At 43.2% G+C, this 16,222-nt stretch carries 18 protein-coding genes; 10 read left to right on the top strand and 8 right to left on the bottom strand.

Going from position 1 to position 16,222, the window contains the following annotated elements:
- Nucleotides 1–54 precede the first annotated feature (54 nt).
- From ACK8OT_RS08955 to ACK8OT_RS08935, 5 genes are all read right to left on the bottom strand, one after another.
- Nucleotides 55–813 carry an iron ABC transporter ATP-binding protein gene (locus tag ACK8OT_RS08955; protein ID WP_410196164.1) on the bottom strand — a complete coding sequence of 253 codons (759 nt, stop codon included), beginning with the start codon at nt 811–813 and terminating at the stop codon, nt 55–57.
- Nucleotides 814–815: 2 nt separating this feature from the next.
- Nucleotides 816–1,766 carry an iron chelate uptake ABC transporter family permease subunit gene (locus ACK8OT_RS08950; RefSeq protein WP_410196163.1) on the bottom strand — a complete coding sequence of 317 codons (951 nt, stop codon included), beginning with the start codon at nt 1,764–1,766 and terminating at the stop codon, nt 816–818.
- The gene (locus ACK8OT_RS08945; protein WP_410196162.1) at nt 1,759–2,706 is read right to left on the bottom strand and encodes an ABC transporter permease; all 948 of its coding nucleotides are present in this window, start codon (nt 2,704–2,706) and stop codon (nt 1,759–1,761) included. The genes ACK8OT_RS08950 and ACK8OT_RS08945 overlap by 8 nt, the downstream gene beginning before the upstream one ends.
- A 21-nt stretch (nt 2,707–2,727) precedes the next feature.
- Nucleotides 2,728–3,636: a siderophore ABC transporter substrate-binding protein gene (locus ACK8OT_RS08940; protein ID WP_410196161.1), complete on the bottom strand. Its 909-nt coding sequence runs from the start codon at nt 3,634–3,636 to the stop codon at nt 2,728–2,730.
- A gap of 89 nt (nt 3,637–3,725) precedes the next feature.
- Complete coding sequence (locus ACK8OT_RS08935) at nt 3,726–4,700, bottom strand: helix-turn-helix domain-containing protein (RefSeq protein WP_410196160.1); 975 nt, start codon at nt 4,698–4,700, stop codon at nt 3,726–3,728.
- Nucleotides 4,701–4,832: 132 nt separating this feature from the next.
- Here ACK8OT_RS08935 and ACK8OT_RS08930 point away from each other — a divergent pair, with 132 nt between their 5' ends.
- The 9 genes from ACK8OT_RS08930 (at nt 4,833) to ACK8OT_RS08890 (ending at nt 12,925) form a co-directional block, all read left to right on the top strand.
- Nucleotides 4,833–6,863, top strand: coding sequence for a TonB-dependent siderophore receptor (locus ACK8OT_RS08930; protein WP_410196159.1), 2,031 nt, complete (start codon nt 4,833–4,835; stop codon nt 6,861–6,863).
- A gap of 180 nt (nt 6,864–7,043) precedes the next feature.
- Nucleotides 7,044–7,346, top strand: a complete 303-nt coding sequence (locus tag ACK8OT_RS08925) for a DUF2218 domain-containing protein (protein WP_410196158.1) — start codon at nt 7,044–7,046, stop codon at nt 7,344–7,346.
- A gap of 161 nt (nt 7,347–7,507) precedes the next feature.
- Complete coding sequence (locus ACK8OT_RS08920) at nt 7,508–7,675, top strand: DUF3012 domain-containing protein (RefSeq protein ID WP_410196157.1); 168 nt, start codon at nt 7,508–7,510, stop codon at nt 7,673–7,675.
- Nucleotides 7,672–8,229: a DUF1415 domain-containing protein gene (locus ACK8OT_RS08915; RefSeq protein WP_410196156.1), complete on the top strand. Its 558-nt coding sequence runs from the start codon at nt 7,672–7,674 to the stop codon at nt 8,227–8,229. The genes ACK8OT_RS08920 and ACK8OT_RS08915 overlap by 4 nt, the downstream gene beginning before the upstream one ends.
- Before the next feature lie 5 nt (nt 8,230–8,234).
- A complete protein-coding gene (locus ACK8OT_RS08910) occupies nt 8,235–8,528 on the top strand; it encodes an MliC family protein (protein ID WP_410196155.1) in 294 nt (97 codons plus the stop codon).
- 349 nt (nt 8,529–8,877) lie between these two features.
- Nucleotides 8,878–10,281: a 3-isopropylmalate dehydratase large subunit gene (leuC, locus tag ACK8OT_RS08905; protein ID WP_410196154.1), complete on the top strand. Its 1,404-nt coding sequence runs from the start codon at nt 8,878–8,880 to the stop codon at nt 10,279–10,281.
- Nucleotides 10,282–10,317: 36 nt separating this feature from the next.
- On the top strand, nt 10,318–10,932 hold the full coding sequence (leuD, locus tag ACK8OT_RS08900; RefSeq protein ID WP_410196153.1) for a 3-isopropylmalate dehydratase small subunit: 615 nt from the start codon (nt 10,318–10,320) through the stop codon (nt 10,930–10,932).
- A 115-nt stretch (nt 10,933–11,047) separates the two neighbouring features.
- Nucleotides 11,048–12,610, top strand: a complete 1,563-nt coding sequence (locus ACK8OT_RS08895) for an alpha-isopropylmalate synthase regulatory domain-containing protein (protein ID WP_410196152.1) — start codon at nt 11,048–11,050, stop codon at nt 12,608–12,610.
- 108 nt (nt 12,611–12,718) lie between these two features.
- Nucleotides 12,719–12,925, top strand: coding sequence for a DUF3283 family protein (locus ACK8OT_RS08890; RefSeq protein WP_410196151.1), 207 nt, complete (start codon nt 12,719–12,721; stop codon nt 12,923–12,925).
- Between the two features lie 31 nt (nt 12,926–12,956).
- Here ACK8OT_RS08890 and ACK8OT_RS08885 read toward each other — a convergent pair whose 3' ends face one another.
- Complete coding sequence (locus ACK8OT_RS08885; protein WP_410196150.1) at nt 12,957–14,231, bottom strand: hypothetical protein; 1,275 nt, start codon at nt 14,229–14,231, stop codon at nt 12,957–12,959.
- A gap of 81 nt (nt 14,232–14,312) precedes the next feature.
- Between ACK8OT_RS08885 and ACK8OT_RS08880 the strand changes: the two genes are divergently transcribed.
- Nucleotides 14,313–14,579, top strand: a complete 267-nt coding sequence (locus ACK8OT_RS08880; RefSeq protein ID WP_410196149.1) for a hypothetical protein — start codon at nt 14,313–14,315, stop codon at nt 14,577–14,579.
- Here the strand turns inward: ACK8OT_RS08880 and ACK8OT_RS08875 are convergent.
- A complete protein-coding gene (locus tag ACK8OT_RS08875) occupies nt 14,576–15,112 on the bottom strand; it encodes a DUF6942 family protein (RefSeq protein ID WP_410196148.1) in 537 nt (178 codons plus the stop codon). The two genes, ACK8OT_RS08880 and ACK8OT_RS08875, sit on opposite strands and share 4 nt — an antisense overlap.
- 141 nt (nt 15,113–15,253) lie before the next feature.
- Complete coding sequence (locus tag ACK8OT_RS08870; protein WP_410196147.1) at nt 15,254–15,994, bottom strand: M48 family metallopeptidase; 741 nt, start codon at nt 15,992–15,994, stop codon at nt 15,254–15,256.
- Nucleotides 15,995–16,222 lie beyond the last annotated feature (228 nt).

The raw sequence follows: 16,222 nt of genomic DNA, 5'->3' as shown, positions 1-16,222 counted from the left end.
ACTCTCGCTGAACGAGCATCTTGAGCATGATTGGATATAAGTGAGAAGCTGATGTTAGATTATATAGCAGCAGATGCGTTTATCCTTGACCGTGACGATTTCAAAAGGGGTTTCATAAATTGCAGCTAACACATCGGCTTGAAACACTTCATTAACGCTACCATCAGCCACGACTTTGCCCTGCTTAAGTGCCAGAATGTGATCGCAATAACAAGCGGCAAAGTTGATATCATGGATCACCAACACCACGGCTTTGTTCATGTCGTGGGCCATTTTTTGCAGCACGTGCATAATTTGTAACGAATGCTTGATATCTAAGTTATTGAGGGGCTCATCAAGGTAAACATAGTCGGTGTCTTGGGCCAGTACCATCGCTATAAACGCCATTTGCCGTTGTCCACCGCTGAGCTCATCGAGGTATTTGTGTTTTAGCTCGATCAAATCTAAATAGGTGAGGGCTGAATTGATCACTTGATTATCTTGTTCTGTTAGTCGACCGTGACTGTACGGAAATCGGCCAAAAGCAACCAACTCTTGTACGGTGAAACGCATGGTTAAGGTATTCGCTTGGCGCAATACAGCTAAGCGTTTGGCCAACTGCCTTGTATCCCACTGAGCGATTTCTTTGCCATCTATGATAACGTTGCCGTTATCTCGGCTAGTTAGGCGAGCAGCCATGGCCAACAAAGTACTTTTACCCGCGCCATTCGGGCCAATAATGGCGGTGACTTTGCCTCGTTCAAATTGACCATCGGCAGCGTCGACTACCTTTTTGTCGCGATAGAATTTAGACAGTTGATTTAGTTGGATCATAGTTAGGCGACTCGGTTGCGAAGCAATAAGTAGATAAAGTAACAGCCCCCAAGCAAATTAATTAGCACGCTGAGGGTGGTAGAAAAAGTAAACACGTGCTCAACGATCCATTGGCCTAGTAGTAGGGAGCAAACCGCGATCAGCGCGCAGCCAAGTAATTGTACTTTATGCTGATAACTTTGCAGTAAAGCCCTACTCAAGTTAGTGACCAATAAACCAAAAAACATAATAGGACCTACCAGCGCGGTAGCGATGGCAATGCCAATGGCACTCAGGATGAAAATAAACTGGGTTAGCCGAGCAACATCAATCCCCAGACTGGTGGCGTTGTCCTGCTCTAGCAGTAACACATCTAAGTTTGGGTGTAAGCGAAACAATAACCAACTAACCCCCAATAATAGCGGACTGCAAAGATAGACCAAGTCAGTTTTAACATTATTAAAACTGGCAAAGAGTTTTGCTTGCACCATGGCAAAGGTCGTGGGATCCATTAGTAAAGATAAGAAAGAAGAAATACTGGCAAATAGCTGACCAAAAACCAAACCAACTAAAAGCAAGGTAATCAAATTACGGCGTGGACGGTTAAAGTAGAATCGGTACAGCAGCACGGCAAACGCCACCATGGTTGAGGTTGCAATGGCAAAATTGATGTAGGGATCCACCACTAGGCTACTCAAGCTACCAAAGATTAATACCAACAAGACTTGAGTGGTCACGTACAAGGCATCAAACCCCATAATACTGGGGGTGAGAATACGGTTTTGGGTGATGGTTTGAAACACAAATGATGCCTGAGCGATGGCCACGCCAGCGAACATGATCGCAAGAACGCGGGGAATGCGTTTGGACAAAAAATACGCGTAGTTATCAGTATTAAGACCAAGCGCCACCGATAGTATCAATAAACCAAGGGCGACAGCGCTTAACAGCCATAGTCGAGTACTATCACGCATATGGTTTATCCTTGTTATTATCCCTTAATAATAAAAAGATAAAAACGCCACCGGCGAGAATACTCATAATAATGGCAATGGGCATATCGTAGGGGAAAATGATAATACGGCTGATTAAATCACAGCTTAATACCAGTAGTGCCCCATAAATCGCGGTTAAAGGGATATTCTTTTTCAAGTTATCGCCGTAAAACAGGCTGACTAAATTCGGGATAACCAAGCCAAGGAAAGGCAGCTGGCCCACTATCATCACCACACTGGCTGACATAATGGCTACCAATATCACCCCCAGAGTCAAGATCTGGTGATAGTTTAAACCAAGGTTAATGGCAAACTCTTTACCCATGGCCGTCGCAGAAATCCAAGTCGCAAACACATAGCTCAACAGCACCATAGGCACAGCAATGAATAACAGCTCAAAATCACCGCGTATAATATGCGAGAAGTTGGCAACCGTCCACGTGTTTAGGCTTTGTAACACATCGTATTTATAAGCAAGGAAGGTGGTCAGAGCTTCAACAACATTGCCAAAAATGATCCCGATTAATGGGACAAACACCATGTTTTTAAAGTGAATACGCTGAATTAGGTAGATGAACCCTAGGGTGCCGATAATCGCGCAGCTAAACACGAACCCGAGCTGACTGAACTCGCCAAAAAACACTAGGCTTAGTACATAGCCAAGCATGGCACATTCGATGGTGCCCGTGGTAGAAGGAGCAGCAAAACGGTTTTGGCTGATTTGCTGCATCACTAAACCGGCAATGCTCAAGCCGGCACCAGCCAATAGAATAGCCAATAATCTAGGTAACCGGCTGCTAAACAATAACTCTAAAGCAAATGGATCGCCTTGCAGCAGCTGGCGTAAATTTAAATTGGCTGCACCAATAAACAAAGAGGCAGTGCTAAGCACCGCCAAGATGAGTAATAATTTTTTCACCGTTAACCTCAACCAACCTTGTTATAACTTGATAGCTCGTTTGATATCTCTCACCATCATTTCGGTTGCGGTTACGCCTGACATGGCTAAATACCAAGAGTCTACGTCTAAATAGGTGATTTGATCTTGCTGATAGGCAGGGGTTGCTTTAACCAGTGGATTATCCAAAGATTGGCGCAAACTTTGACTTTTTTTGTTGTGTAAGCTGTTTCGATCGAGCACTAAGATATGGCTGGGTTTAGCTTGCAACACAAATTCATAAGAAATGACATCGCCATGTGGGTTGGCACTGTCGTTAGTCACACTTTGTTTAAAGCCAAATTCATTATAAATCACACCAAAGCGTGAGCTGGCGCCGAATGTGCTGATATTGTCGCCGATGCTGAGTAAGGTTAGCGCATCATTACTATTGCGTTGGTTGTATTGCTTAATCGTGCTGATCTGGTAATCAAGCGCGGCGATTTTTTGTTCAACCTTATCTGTTATGTTGAATATTTTTCCGATGTTACGCCACTGTTGTTGGGTACCTTGCCAGTAATTTTGTCCCTCAGCGATGGCATATACAACAGTGGGGGCAATTTCAGTTAGTTCATCATATTTAGCCACCCCGCGTGGCCCGACTAAAATAAGATCTGGCTTTTGCGTATAAATGGCCTCCATATCGGGCTCAAATAAACTTCCCGCAGAAGGGTAATTATCTTTGCCGTATTGGGCTAAGTATGCGGGCAAGTGAGAGGAGTTGGCGACAGCAACGGGTTTGATACCAAAGTAATTTAAGGTATCTAGCGGGCCAAACCCAATCACCACCACGCGTTTCGGCGTTTGGCTTAGGTTGGTGATACCCATGTAATGCTCAACTTGTATTTGTTGAGCAAAACACGAGCTGATTGAGAAGGCGATGAGTAAAAAAATGGTGCGAAAAACTTTCATGGTTAAATGATTCTGAGAGTGATTATCATATTCATCTGAAATATACAGATTCTCATCTATTGATTCAACAACAAAGTTTGAAGGCCGATTCAACATTTATCCTCTGCCATATCAAGTTGATATGGTGCAAAACCAAATTCCTTACGAAAGGCATGGGTAAAATTTGACGGGTAAAGGTAACCTGCTTCATAGGCCGCTTCGGTAATGGACACGAGGCCCTGTTGTAAGTGCTGGCGAGCAATATTCAATCGACGATGGCGGATATAGCCGTTCACCGTCATGTCTAATTGTTGCTTGAAGCGTCGTTGCAAATTGGAAATGCTCATGGCAAACGCCTCGGCAATGCTTGCTAATGTCAGATTTTGATCTAAATGGTTTTCGATATAACTGATGATATCTTCGATGCGTTGATCCTTATAACTGGCTAAGCCATCTTCGATATGATTGGCTTTACTTTGATGAAAGTTATCTGGCAGCTGAATACAAGCATGATGGATCAGCTGGGCGATTAGGCTTTCAAGCTCAATTTTTTCTGCAAAATTATGTGGTTGAAGAGATGCTACCTTGCTTGTCAGGGAGATCAAATTGGGATTGATATCCAGATCGTAAAATGCCTGATGATGTTGTAAGAAAGCGTAATGATGACAATTATCAGTGAGTCGCGCAGCCAGCCATTTAGGCTTAATTAGGACATTAATTTTATTTACTACGTTATGTTTGCTTAATGTCCGGCGAAAGTTGGTCGGTTTGGTTAGATTGACCACAACGCCTTTTGGTCCTTCATTTGCATTTAGCTCAAATTTCAGATTGTCATAGCTAAAACTTAAACGCCCAGATAGTAAAATGGTGATAAGTAAAGCCGGTGGGGTGGGAGCAACGATGTCGGAGTCTACCAGCTCGGTACATAGCCCACCGTGCACATAGATGCCTTGGTCATATTGATATGACATTAACTCGCCTTGCGCAAGCTCGATGGAATTAGCTTGCCCCTGGCTGACGATGATTTGGTTTTCTTCCACCGAGATAGTTTTAGTTAAGGCCACCTTAATTTTGTTGCTTGCCAATTTTGACCTCTTTGTCATTTGCTCATTATTCACAGCATGTCTGCGTTTTTGCATAACTCAATCATCTTTGTAATGGGGAGTGATATAATTACTATACATGATAATCATTATCATTAATATTTAGAGGTGTAGATGAAAAACGCTCCGAGCTGTTCACACAAGTTTTTCCATTCAAGGCTATCTTGCATTGGCATCGCAGTCGGCGCTGCGCTAGCTTTGCCTGCTCATGCTGAGCAGGGCGAGTCGGTATCCGCGGAAAAAATGGTGATTTGGGGAACTAAGGTTTCAAGCAATGCAGAATCCTTGTTAACTGAGGATATGTCGCTAAAACAAGCAGATCATATGTCGGATCTATTACGCGATGTACCAGGTGTAGACGTGGGCGGCACCCATTCGGTAAATCAAAGGATCACCATTCGAGGTTTGAGTGAAACCGAGCTAGACATACGATTAGACGGTGCTTCACAACACGCTAATATGTTTCATCACATCGGAAACTTAACCTTAAACCCAGACATTTTGAAATCAGCAGATATTCAGGTAGGGAATAACTCGGTGATGCAAAGCGGGCTTGGCGGTTCGGTATATTTTGAAACCAAAGATGCACGTGATTTGATTGCCCCAGGTGAGGTGTTTGGCTCACGAGTGTATGGAGGCTATGCCAGCAATGACAGTCAACAGGGCTCGTTAACCTTATATGGTGTATTGACCGAGCAAGTCGATACCATGGTCTATGGTCAATATGTTTCGCGTGGCGATTTTAAAAACGGCCATGGCGAGAAAACCTTTGGTGTGGCAGGTGATGTCTTTAACGTATTGGGTAAGTTAGGCTATGAAATTAGCGATACACATCGTTTAGAGCTGTCATACGATATTTACCGTGATAGTGGGGATTATAGTCCTCGCCCCGATATGTCTGGTGGCGCTAATACAAACTTATCTAAGGAGCAGTTGCTCCCAACCGATTATGATCGTGATACCGTGACCTTGAATTATCAGCTGCGCGGTGATCAGCATAATGGCAACGTGACGCTTTATCACAGTCAGACCGAAATTATTCGCGATGAATCTGTGATCACTTCACGTTGGCCAGCTAATCGATTATCGAAGAACTCGGCCAAAAACCAGAATTTGGGTGCCAATGCGCAATTTCAAACAAACTTAACCTTAGGTGATTTTGCAAATACGTTAACCTACGGGGTGGATTACATCGACAGGACCTCTTCCAGTAAGTATGGCGGTAGTCAATTTATGAAAGAGTCGACCATTTCAACGGCCGCCTATTTAGAAGATAAGTTCGTAGTTAGTGAACAGTTTTATGTCACGGTTGGGCTGAGGTACGACAATTATCAGCGCAAAGCCGAAACGGGCAATAAAAGTTTTGATGAGTTGACTTGGGCGTTAGCCGCTGATTGGCAATTGACCAAGGAATGGGCGCTGTTTGCCAGTAGTCGGTCTTTATTTAAAGGCCCAGAGCTATTGGAATCATTTATTGCTTACCAAGATGTGGCTTTTTTAGATCAAAATATAAAAGCGGAAACAGGCTTAAATAGCCAAGCTGGCCTTCGCTTTGACAAACAATGGGATAAGCATGTTTTTAGTGCCAATGTTAGCTTTTTTAAAACAGACATAGACGATTACATAGTAGAAAAACATTTCTATCAAAGTACACCAAGTAGCTACCTCATTTACAACTTAGGCGATGTTGAAATTAAAGGTTTTGAGGCGAGCGCGTTTTACAGTTATGCCCAGTTCAACAGTAAATTGTCTTATGCGAGGTCCGATGCAAAAAACAAAACCTTAGGTGGACCTGTTCCCAATGGCATTGGTCGAAGTATCGACATGGGAGACAGCATAGCTTTGACCTTGGATTATCAGGCTGATCAGATAGATAGCGTGTTTGGTTGGACATCAATGGTGGTTCTAGAAGAAGACAATGTGTTTGATGGTCAGCCGGTGAAGGAAGGTTATAATGTTCATAATTTTTATGCTCAATGGCTGCCCGCCAATGTCGATGGCCTGTCGTTGACCTTTGGCATCGATAATATTTTTGATGAATTCTATACCTCTCATGCTTCTCGTTCAGGAACTGCTCGTGGCTATGTTCTTGATGATTATGAGCCGGGTAGAAACTTCAAATTATCAGCCGCTTACCAATTTTAACTAGCTGTATAGCCCAAGTGAGTCGCTTGGGCTTGCATTCCCTTTCAACCTTAAGTTTTAGTAGTGTTGACGACATTTGCTTATTAAATCCTATTTTTATTGTTAAAACGACGCCCTAAGTTGCTGTTTTCAACGTTTACCTTCAATTGCAACACCTTAATTATCAGCAGGAATAATGAGATGAATAGCTTTAGTACTTGGCTAAAAATTGACAGTCCATATGCACAGAAATACTTAACTACACTGTGTCGACATTTTGCTCGAAAAGTGCCCGCTACTTGGAACGAAAATACAGGCACGGTGGATTTTGCCATGGGACAGGCGAAATTTTCGTGTAGTCAAGATTCGCTGCTCATTCATTGCTATGCATCGCTGCCCGCTGAGATGGAGCAACTTCAGGCGGTTATTTCATCTCATTTGCAAATGTTTGCAAGGCGCGAGCCTGTTATCATTAATTGGCAAGTGAGTGGAATGGATGATTAATTAGGGTATTTGGTATCCCTCGAAGTTATCACTAACGTCAAGGGAATGGCAACGTTTAGCAATATGCTGACAGAAATGGAAATTTTATTAGCACCTATTAAGCATATGGAGATTTTGTAGTAAGCTCTGATTATTGTTAATGCTTAATGACAGAGGATACAATGAAATTAATTAAATACTTAGGATTAGGTGCAATCGTTCTTTTTTTGACGGCTTGCCAACCAGAAGTGGGCTCTGAAAAATGGTGTCAGCAAATTAAAGACAAAACTGCAGGTGACATTACTGCCAATGAAGCGGCAGATTATGCTAAGCATTGTGTTTTTAAATGATCGTCACTGATAAGGCTGTCGCAGACCAAATCTGGCAGTGGTTAGAGCAAGTCGTGATTGGGCTGAATTTATGCCCTTTTGCCAATAAGCCACACCGCAATAAGCAAATTGCGGTTTGGGTAAGTGATGCAGTAACCCCAACCGATTTGTTAGCTGATTTAGGTGAAGCTTTTACGCATCTTGATGTGACCGCTGCCGAACAGCTTGACACCATCTTGTTTGTTACGCCCAAGATGTTGGCCGATTTTTATGATTTTAATGACGCCTTAGATTGGGCTGATGCCTTAATTGAACAACAAGGCTGGTACGGCGTTTATCAAATTGCCAGCTTTCATCCTGATTATCAATTTGCTGAAACTGAACCAGAAGATGCAGCAAATCTCACTAATCGAGCCCCATTTCCTGTGTTTCATCTGATTAGAGAAGAGAGCATGAACAGAGCTCTGGACAGTTACCCTGATCATGCCTTGATCCCCGAACGGAATATTGCCCGTGTTACGGCATTAAGTGACACAGAAAGAAAACAATTATTTTCATATTTATTTAAGGATTGAATTAAATGAAAACCCTAGTATTAGCAGCGGGAATTGTTGCGTTATTTGGTTTATCGGCGTGCTCTAAAGGGCCTCAAGGTGATAAATACGTTTGCCAAGGCAACGTTGAATTTTATGTCGATGTTAAACAGGATAAGGCCACCTTGTATATTCATGGCGATGCCAAGGAGCTAACCTCGGTACCAGCAGGATCGGGCGCTAAATTTGTAAGCGATGAGCACATGTTTTGGTCACATCAAAACACCGCCATGCTAGGCGAGGGGCAAAATTTACATAAAGAGTGTAAAAAACAAGCATAAATTTACCAATTATTGAATAAAACCACCTTAAAAATTAATAAATATTCACAAGAGGTGGTTTTTTGTGATATAGATAAAGCTTCTGCACTATTTATAATTTCAAGTATCAAGTGTTGAAGATTTTAATATACTTAGTGTTAAATTCTATTTTTTAAGGTGCTTGTCCGTCAGGGTTAGCATTTTAATCTGTGAAATTGGCTCGGCAGGTTATTTCTTGCTTGAGCCAATTCTGGTGATCATTTAATATTGCGATTTTCAGCTGATCCACCGACATGATAGGCAGATAAGAATTGCATTGTCAGCGGTTGATTTGCGTAGTAACGCAAAGTGAAGAGTGGTAAGGGAAGCAATGAATAAAACGATGTATGAAAAGATATGGGACAGTCATTTAGTTCATGAGCCAGAAGGCGGTACGCCTCTGCTTTACGTGGACAGACAGCTCATGCACGAAGTAACAAGCCCACAAGCCTTTGAAGGCATGAAGCTTAAGAATCGTAAAATCCGTAACCCACACAGTGTGCTTGCTACTATGGATCACTGTGTGCCAACCAAGAAAGAAGCACGTGCCGTTCTTACTGACCCGATTGCGAAAAAGCAAATCGAGACCATGGCTGCTAACTGTAAAGAGCACGGCTTAAATCTATACGACATGGAAAGCCCAAATAACGGCGTAATCCACATCGTTGTACCTGAGCATGGTTTCGTCCATCCAGGTATGGTGGCATGTTGTGGTGATAGCCATACAGCTACCCATGGTGCATTTGGTGCACTGGCATTTGGTATCGGTACTTCTGAAGTTGAACACGTTATGGCAACCCAGACGTTACAACAAAAGAAATCGAAAACCATGTTGGTTAAGGTTGACGGTAAACTATCTAAATTTGCTACCGCAAAAGATATCGCACTGGCAGTCATTGGTAAAATTGGTACCGCAGGTGGTACAGGTTATGTTATTGAATTTGCTGGTGAAGCGGTTCGTAATCTAACCATGGAAGGGCGCATGACCCTATGTAACATGGCGATTGAAGGTGGCGCACGCGCAGGCCTAATCGCACCAGACCAAACGACGTTTGATTACCTAGAAGGCAAAGAATTTGCACCAAAAGGTGAAGATTGGGATGCCGCGGTAACTTACTGGAAGTCGCTTGTTACTGACGAAGGTGCACAATTTGATGCGATAGTTGAACTACAAGCCGAAGACATAGCTCCACAAGTGACTTGGGGTACTTCACCAGAGCAAGTTATTAACGTAAATGCACCGGTGCCAGGCCCAGATGATTTTGACGACAAGATCAAAAAGCAAGCAGCTGCATCAGCGCTTAAATACATGGGCTTAGAAGCGGGTCAGTCATTAACTGATGTTAAGTTAGACATTATCTTTATCGGCTCTTGTACTAACGGTCGTATTGAAGATTTTCGCGCGGCAGCAGAGCTGTTAAAAGGTAAAAAAGTTGCTCCAGGTGTGCAAGCGATTGCGGTACCAGGTTCATACTTAGTGAAAAACCAAGCGGAAGAAGAAGGTTTAGATAAAATCTTTATCGAAGCAGGTTGGGAGTGGCGTGAGCCAAGCTGTTCTATGTGTCTAGCGATGAATGGTGACCAATTAGCACCAGGCCAGCGCAGTGCATCGACTTCTAACCGTAACTTTGAAGGACGTCAAGGTAAAGGCGGTCGTACGCACCTACTTTCACCTGCGATGGCGGCAGCTGCATCTGTAGCGGGTACCTTTGTTGACATCCGTGATTGGGACTAATCCTTAATCGCCTCACTAAGTTGTTTGGAGTAATAAATGCAACCATATAAAAAACACACTAGTATTGCGGCATTAATGGATCGCAGTAACGTAGACACTGACCAAATCATTCCTAAGCAATTCTTGAAAAAAGTTGAGCGTACTGGTTTCGGTATCCACTTATTTCACGATTGGCGCTACTTGGATGACGGTATTACACCTAATCCAGAATTTGAACTAAACAAGCCCGCTTTCCAAGGCGCAAAAATCTTGGTAGCCGGTGACAACTTTGGTTGTGGTTCATCGCGTGAACACGCGCCATGGGCGATTGAAGATTACGGTTTTAACACGGTGATTTCGACGAGCTTTGCTGATATCTTTTTCAGCAACTGTTTCAAAAATGGCATCATTCCAATTAAGGTAACCCCGGCTGAGCTGGATGCGCTAATGGATGAGATCCGTGCTAATGAAGGTGTTGAATTTACCGTTGATTTAGAAGCTGAGAAATTGACTACACCGGGCGGTATTGAAATCAAAATCGAAATCGATGCATTCCGTAAGCAAAGTCTACTAGAAGGCCTAGATGACATCGCTTGGTCACTTAAGCATGAAGACAAGATCACAGCTTTCGAAGAAAAGCATAAGCAACAACTACCTTGGCTTTGGAAATAACTTAGGTTATTTGCTGACGTTACCTAAGGTAGCTTGAATCAAGGCGCGGCATTCGCCGCGTTTTTTTTTACACTCTTTTTGTGTAAAGTTTTACGTGAGACAAGGATAAATCAGCATGGCAGAAAGCTCGGCAAAGAAGGTACAGTCAACCCGCCGTGTGCTCTTGATGGACACGACCCTGCGCGATGGTGAACAGACTCAGTCTGTTGCGTTTCCTCCGACAGAAAAAGTCAGTATTGCTAAAGCATTGCTGCAAAAATTAAAAATTGACCGTTTGGAAGTGGCTTCTGCGCGTGTTTCTGATGGTGAAAAAGAAGCGGTCAAAAAGCTGAATGATTGGGCGAGAGCAGAAGGTCTGGTCGACCGCATTGAAGTCTTAGGCTTTGTTGATCACACATTAAGCGTTGACTGGATCAAAGATACCGGTGGCCAAGTATTGAACTTGCTGGCTAAAGGCAGTTTAAAGCATTGTAGCGAGCAGCTAAAAAAGACATTAGATCAACATGTTGCAGACGTTATTCAAACCGTTGACTATGCCTTAAGCCAAGGTTTAAAAGTTAATCTATATCTTGAAGACTGGTCAAATGGTTACCTAGATAGCCCAGATTATGTTTACCAAATGGTGGATAAGCTACGCCACACTGGCATAGAGCACTTTATGTTGCCTGACACCTTAGGTGTGATGTCGCCAGATGAGGTGTTTAATAGCTTAAGTGACATGATTGCGCGTTTCCCAGATACCAAGTTTGATTTTCATCCCCATAATGATTACGGTCTGGCAACGGCCAATGCCATGTTTGCTGCTAAAGCAGGCATCAGCGCCATTCATTGTACCGTTAACTGCTTGGGTGAGCGCGCCGGTAACGCATCATTAGCCGAAGTCGCTGTTGTGCTTAAAGACAAGCTAGGCTATCAAATTGGCATAGATGAGAATCAAATTCATCATATTAGCCAACTGGTTGAGAATTTCTCAGGTAAGCGTATCGCAGATAACACACCGATTGTCGGTGCCGATGTGTTTACTCAAACCAGCGGTATCCATGCCGATGGCGACAAAAAAGGCGGGCTTTATATGTCCGCGTTAACCCCTGAGCGTTTTAACCGCTTGCGCAGCTATGCGCTGGGTAAAATGAGTGGTAAAGCCTCATTGGCGAAAAACCTCGAAGCCATGGACATAGAGCTAAGTGAAGAGCAGCAGCGCATGTTACTCAAGCGCATTGTTAAGCTTGGCGATCAAAAAGCAACCATTACACCGGAAGATCTGCCGTTCTTAGTCGCTGATTTGTTAGAGCGTAAAGACTACAATCATGTTGAACTACTGAATTGCTCAATCACATCCGGTATGGATTTAGAATCTGTGGTCAGTATTCGGGTATCGGTTAACGGTAACATCCATAAAGCAGCGGGCAGTGGTAATGGTGGTTTTGATGCCTTTATTGGTGCCATGAAGCAAGTCTTGGCTAAAGAAGCGCAATTTGAGTTTCCTGAGCTAGTGGACTATGAACTTAGGATCCCACCGGGCGGTCAAACCAGTGCACTTACGGAATGTATTGTGACTTGGCGCGATGAAGGCAGGCTGTTACGCACTCGGGGTGTTAACACCAACCAAGTACTGGCAGGCATTGGTGCCACCTTACGTATGATCAATATTAAGCTACATAATAAGCAGTTAAACTAAGTAGTTTAAATAACTAGCTAAACTACGCATTAACCTAGCTAGGTTTAACTCTGCTATTGAGATCAGCTAAAATCGCCTTCGGGCGATTTTTTTATGAAGGAATAAATCATGACCAGTTATAACTTAGCGTTATTACCCAGTGACGAAAAGCAAGCTATCGAGATCGATAAGCAAGCGGCCTACGATGTTTGGAAAGTCAAAAATGGTGAAGAGCCCGAGTTTTATTTGGAGCAGCAAAAAGCTAAGTTTAGCGATCCTAACCAGCTTGAAATCTACACCCAAGCTGTAGAAAACTATAAGGCATTGACCAAATAGTACGTCATTAAGCTAGGCATGTATTGATTGCTTAGTTGTCACTTTTGACGTTAGCGACTGGATCGCCAATGTTGTGCTTCTTTTTGGGTCTCTGGCGGATCTTAGTCAACAATCTAATTTTGGTTTTTAGAATGGTTTGATTTAAATAGCGTTGATCAAATTGTAACAGCCAATGTTTGAGCCGTAAGCGCCACGCCTTGGCTAACTTGTTATGAATGATTTTGGCTAGCTGGTCGTACTGCTTTAGCGCTAAAGCTTGTTCTATCCCTTGATAAAACTCTATTTCAAGTATATTACTCAGCTCAATTTGCTCTACTTGTCCCGCCGTAACGCCACTATCTTCAAAGCTGGTGGCTTGTTCTAAGTAACCACAGGCCAATAGCTCAAGCTTAGTACGAATACATTTCTCACACTTGCCACAATTTGTATATTGACCGCTTGGTGGGTTATGGCAAACACGTAAGCGACTAACTGCATCAGGGAAGCCCTGAAAAAATTGGTATTTTTCAAGGCGTGTATAGGCTTCCAGTAAACCTTGGCTGGTTAAAAAACTGCTGCTGAAATATTTGTTTAGCAAAGGGTGTGAGCCACGCGGTATGTAATTTTGAATTTGGTTATCCAATGAAATGGTAAATTCACGGGTATCCGCAGAGAGTGCATGGGCTATGCCCGCCATCATAGGGCCAAAATGATAATCGGCATAAAATCGCCAATGGCTATAAAGTTGTCTTACATTGGTACTCACAGGCACCAAATCACAGCCATGTTGTTGCACTAGCTCAGTCAGGGCGGTGACTGTATCTTGATAGGTCTGGTGGGCAGCGGGTTTATTGGGATCGCCTAAGTCCATGCCATAGACAAAAAAAGCATGGCTAAAGCGGCGGGGGTGCTGCGCTGGATAAATTTGCACACTGCGGCAAAAATTAGCCATCGAGTCGACGCCACCGGATAAAAATAAAGCCGCCTTGGCTGGTGCTGGTAATAACACTTGATATGATAGTGCCGAGAGTGTTGGCAATGTGTCATGCCCATACCAAAGCTGGTATAGCTTTAACATACTGGTGGCATTCGCTAAGCTATCGGGACAGAGTGCTCCATCAATATGCAGGCGTTGCTCTTGAGTCACCAATGCGATGGGCAAGAGTGCGAACAAAAAAGGCTCATAGCAAAGGCGAACATGGTGCTGGCATGCAAGGGGAACCCGAAAGTAAACATGATATGCTTTGCTTTGTTGCTCAAATTGCACCTTAGCGGTTAATTGGCAAAAATCTGCATCAGTTGTTTTTTCCAATTGACTGATCAGCATAGCGAGCCTTTTTGTAAAATTTTGCTAAAAGTATAGCTGAAGCAGCTAACTACTGCGTTAATTATTAAGATATGAGGGTTTATGAATCTATCAGAGTTAAATGAAATCACCGATTGTGAATACGACAAAGAGCACCTATGCAGCGCCAATACTTATCCAAAATTTGACCGCATTTTGCACTGTGTAACCAGTCAAGATGAGCCAGTTGATGCATGGCAGCTTCACGGTATTCATTACGCCGATGAAGAAGAAGTGGCAATGGGGGAAGCTGAGCAGGTCGGAGAAATCATTTATCACAGTATGATATTGATCCACTACTGCCCATTCTGCGGTGAAAAACTGGCCTAACTGGCTTTATTTTCAAGAGTGTTGATTATCTCTACCAAGCGGTCAATTTTTTGATTAGATAATTGGCGATAGTCAAAATAGGGACAAACAATCAGGCGCTCGTTGGGCAACAGAGCAAAATCGGCATCTAACCAGATTAATTGCGCTAACCGATTAGCGTCGGTGAGTACTTGGCTGGCATAGGTTTTGCCCATGATGATATGAATTGCCTTTGAGTTAGCAGTAAAGGATGGCGCACTAAACAACAGTGCTGTGCTTGAGCCATTTTGTAACAAGCTGTTATCTCGACAGTCTTGCCATGTTGTCGGCTTTAATGTCGAGGTTAAATAGGGCTCACCTAACTGATGTAACAATTTGGCATAAACATTAAAAACCTTACGCCAACCATTGCCGCACGCTTGATTAATGGCCGCTATATCACCGGTATGTAAAGGACGAAAATCAACCATATCGAGGTAATCAGCCGTGTTTGGACGATTACCTATGTAGACAGCTAAGCGAAATTGCGCACAGCCAAAGCCGGTGAGTTGCATGATGAGCCTTGTTCTTTTTAAACAGAGGCAAAAGTAAATCATGAACAGATGGGGATTGCCAATAAAAAGCCGGCCATAAAGGCCGGCAAACGCTTAGATTGCAGTCTTTTGCGTTAAACGGTTATTAAGCGGTTACAAAGGCTATAAAGCTTGCTCGATGCGTTTAGCACGCTTTGATGGAGCAGGGTGGGTTGAAGTAATACTGTCAACATCACCTAGGCTTGCCAGTTTATTGAAACTTGATACCAAGGCTTTTGGATCGTAGCCATGCTTTTTCATAAATTTCAGTGAATAATCATCTGAGCCTAACTCATCCGATTGTGAGAATTGGGCTTTCAGTACTTGATCCGCTAAATCAGCCAGTTGAGATTTAGCTAAACTTCCTGCCACACCACCTTGAGAAGCAACCCCTTTTCGGGCCGCACTGGTCGCATAGGCTTTTTGGAACTGGGTTTTACTGTGCTGTAATTTCACGTGGCCTATTTCATGACCGATCACCGCAATCAGCTCCTGATCCGTCATCATGTCCATCAAACCTGAATAGACCCGCACGCTACCATCAGGTAGTGCGAAAGCATTCACGTTATCATCCACATACACTTTGAAGTTCAGCTTTAGTCCGTCTTCATTCAGGTGTTTTTGGGTTAATTTGGCAAGGCGTTTGGCATAGTCTGAATTGGCGGCCGCTACCTTGCTTTGTGCGTCATAGGCTTGGGCAGATTCACGTCCAAGTTGGGTTATTTCGGCGTCAGAAAGGGTTGCGGCTTTGCCCGCATCTTTGGCTGCATCGACAAGATCGTTATTAATGCTTAAATCAAAGGCTAATGCAGGGGTCGTTGCGAGGGCTAAACCTAATAAGGATAAAGAAAAAAACTTACGCATATCAAATACTCATAACAAATAAATCAGCTACACAGTAACAGTGGTGTAACACATGTGCAATATTGATATTGTTAATTTTTTTACTTTTAATTATTTCTTCTGAGCAAAATGGTTAGTTGTTATAGGTGCTTAGGTCGTATATCAAAATATTGTTTGTTTATGGGTGCTATTTCTTAGGGAACTTAATAAACTTAGCTCCTCACAAGGAGCAGGCTGCAACTTGATTGC

It is taken from the genome of Motilimonas thetidivivens (genome assembly GCF_046452435.1).
In the GTDB taxonomy this organism is placed as follows: Bacteria; Pseudomonadota; Gammaproteobacteria; order Enterobacterales; family CBDFNC01; genus Motilimonas.
This window is presented reverse-complemented; position numbering and strand designations above follow the sequence as displayed.

What these genes read in the sequence shown, in the direction of transcription:
- ACK8OT_RS08920 (WP_410196157.1), top strand. Translation starts at nt 7,508, where the DNA reads ATGAAATTAATTAAATACTTAGGATTAGGTGCAATCGTTCTTTTTTTG.
- leuD (WP_410196153.1), top strand. Translation starts at nt 10,318, where the DNA reads ATGCAACCATATAAAAAACACACTAGTATTGCGGCATTAATGGATCGC.
- ACK8OT_RS08925 (WP_410196158.1), top strand. Translation starts at nt 7,044, where the DNA reads ATGAATAGCTTTAGTACTTGGCTAAAAATTGACAGTCCATATGCACAG.
- ACK8OT_RS08880 (WP_410196149.1), top strand. Translation starts at nt 14,313, where the DNA reads ATGAATCTATCAGAGTTAAATGAAATCACCGATTGTGAATACGACAAA.
- ACK8OT_RS08940 (WP_410196161.1), bottom strand. Translation starts at nt 3,636, where the DNA reads ATGAAAGTTTTTCGCACCATTTTTTTACTCATCGCCTTCTCAATCAGC.
- ACK8OT_RS08915 (WP_410196156.1), top strand. Translation starts at nt 7,672, where the DNA reads ATGATCGTCACTGATAAGGCTGTCGCAGACCAAATCTGGCAGTGGTTA.
- ACK8OT_RS08895 (WP_410196152.1), top strand. Translation starts at nt 11,048, where the DNA reads ATGGCAGAAAGCTCGGCAAAGAAGGTACAGTCAACCCGCCGTGTGCTC.
- ACK8OT_RS08890 (WP_410196151.1), top strand. Translation starts at nt 12,719, where the DNA reads ATGACCAGTTATAACTTAGCGTTATTACCCAGTGACGAAAAGCAAGCT.
- ACK8OT_RS08950 (WP_410196163.1), bottom strand. Translation starts at nt 1,766, where the DNA reads ATGCGTGATAGTACTCGACTATGGCTGTTAAGCGCTGTCGCCCTTGGT.
- ACK8OT_RS08885 (WP_410196150.1), bottom strand. Translation starts at nt 14,231, where the DNA reads ATGCTGATCAGTCAATTGGAAAAAACAACTGATGCAGATTTTTGCCAA.
- ACK8OT_RS08910 (WP_410196155.1), top strand. Translation starts at nt 8,235, where the DNA reads ATGAAAACCCTAGTATTAGCAGCGGGAATTGTTGCGTTATTTGGTTTA.
- ACK8OT_RS08955 (WP_410196164.1), bottom strand. Translation starts at nt 813, where the DNA reads ATGATCCAACTAAATCAACTGTCTAAATTCTATCGCGACAAAAAGGTA.
- ACK8OT_RS08930 (WP_410196159.1), top strand. Translation starts at nt 4,833, where the DNA reads ATGAAAAACGCTCCGAGCTGTTCACACAAGTTTTTCCATTCAAGGCTA.
- leuC (WP_410196154.1), top strand. Translation starts at nt 8,878, where the DNA reads ATGAATAAAACGATGTATGAAAAGATATGGGACAGTCATTTAGTTCAT.
- ACK8OT_RS08870 (WP_410196147.1), bottom strand. Translation starts at nt 15,994, where the DNA reads ATGCGTAAGTTTTTTTCTTTATCCTTATTAGGTTTAGCCCTCGCAACG.
- ACK8OT_RS08875 (WP_410196148.1), bottom strand. Translation starts at nt 15,112, where the DNA reads ATGCAACTCACCGGCTTTGGCTGTGCGCAATTTCGCTTAGCTGTCTAC.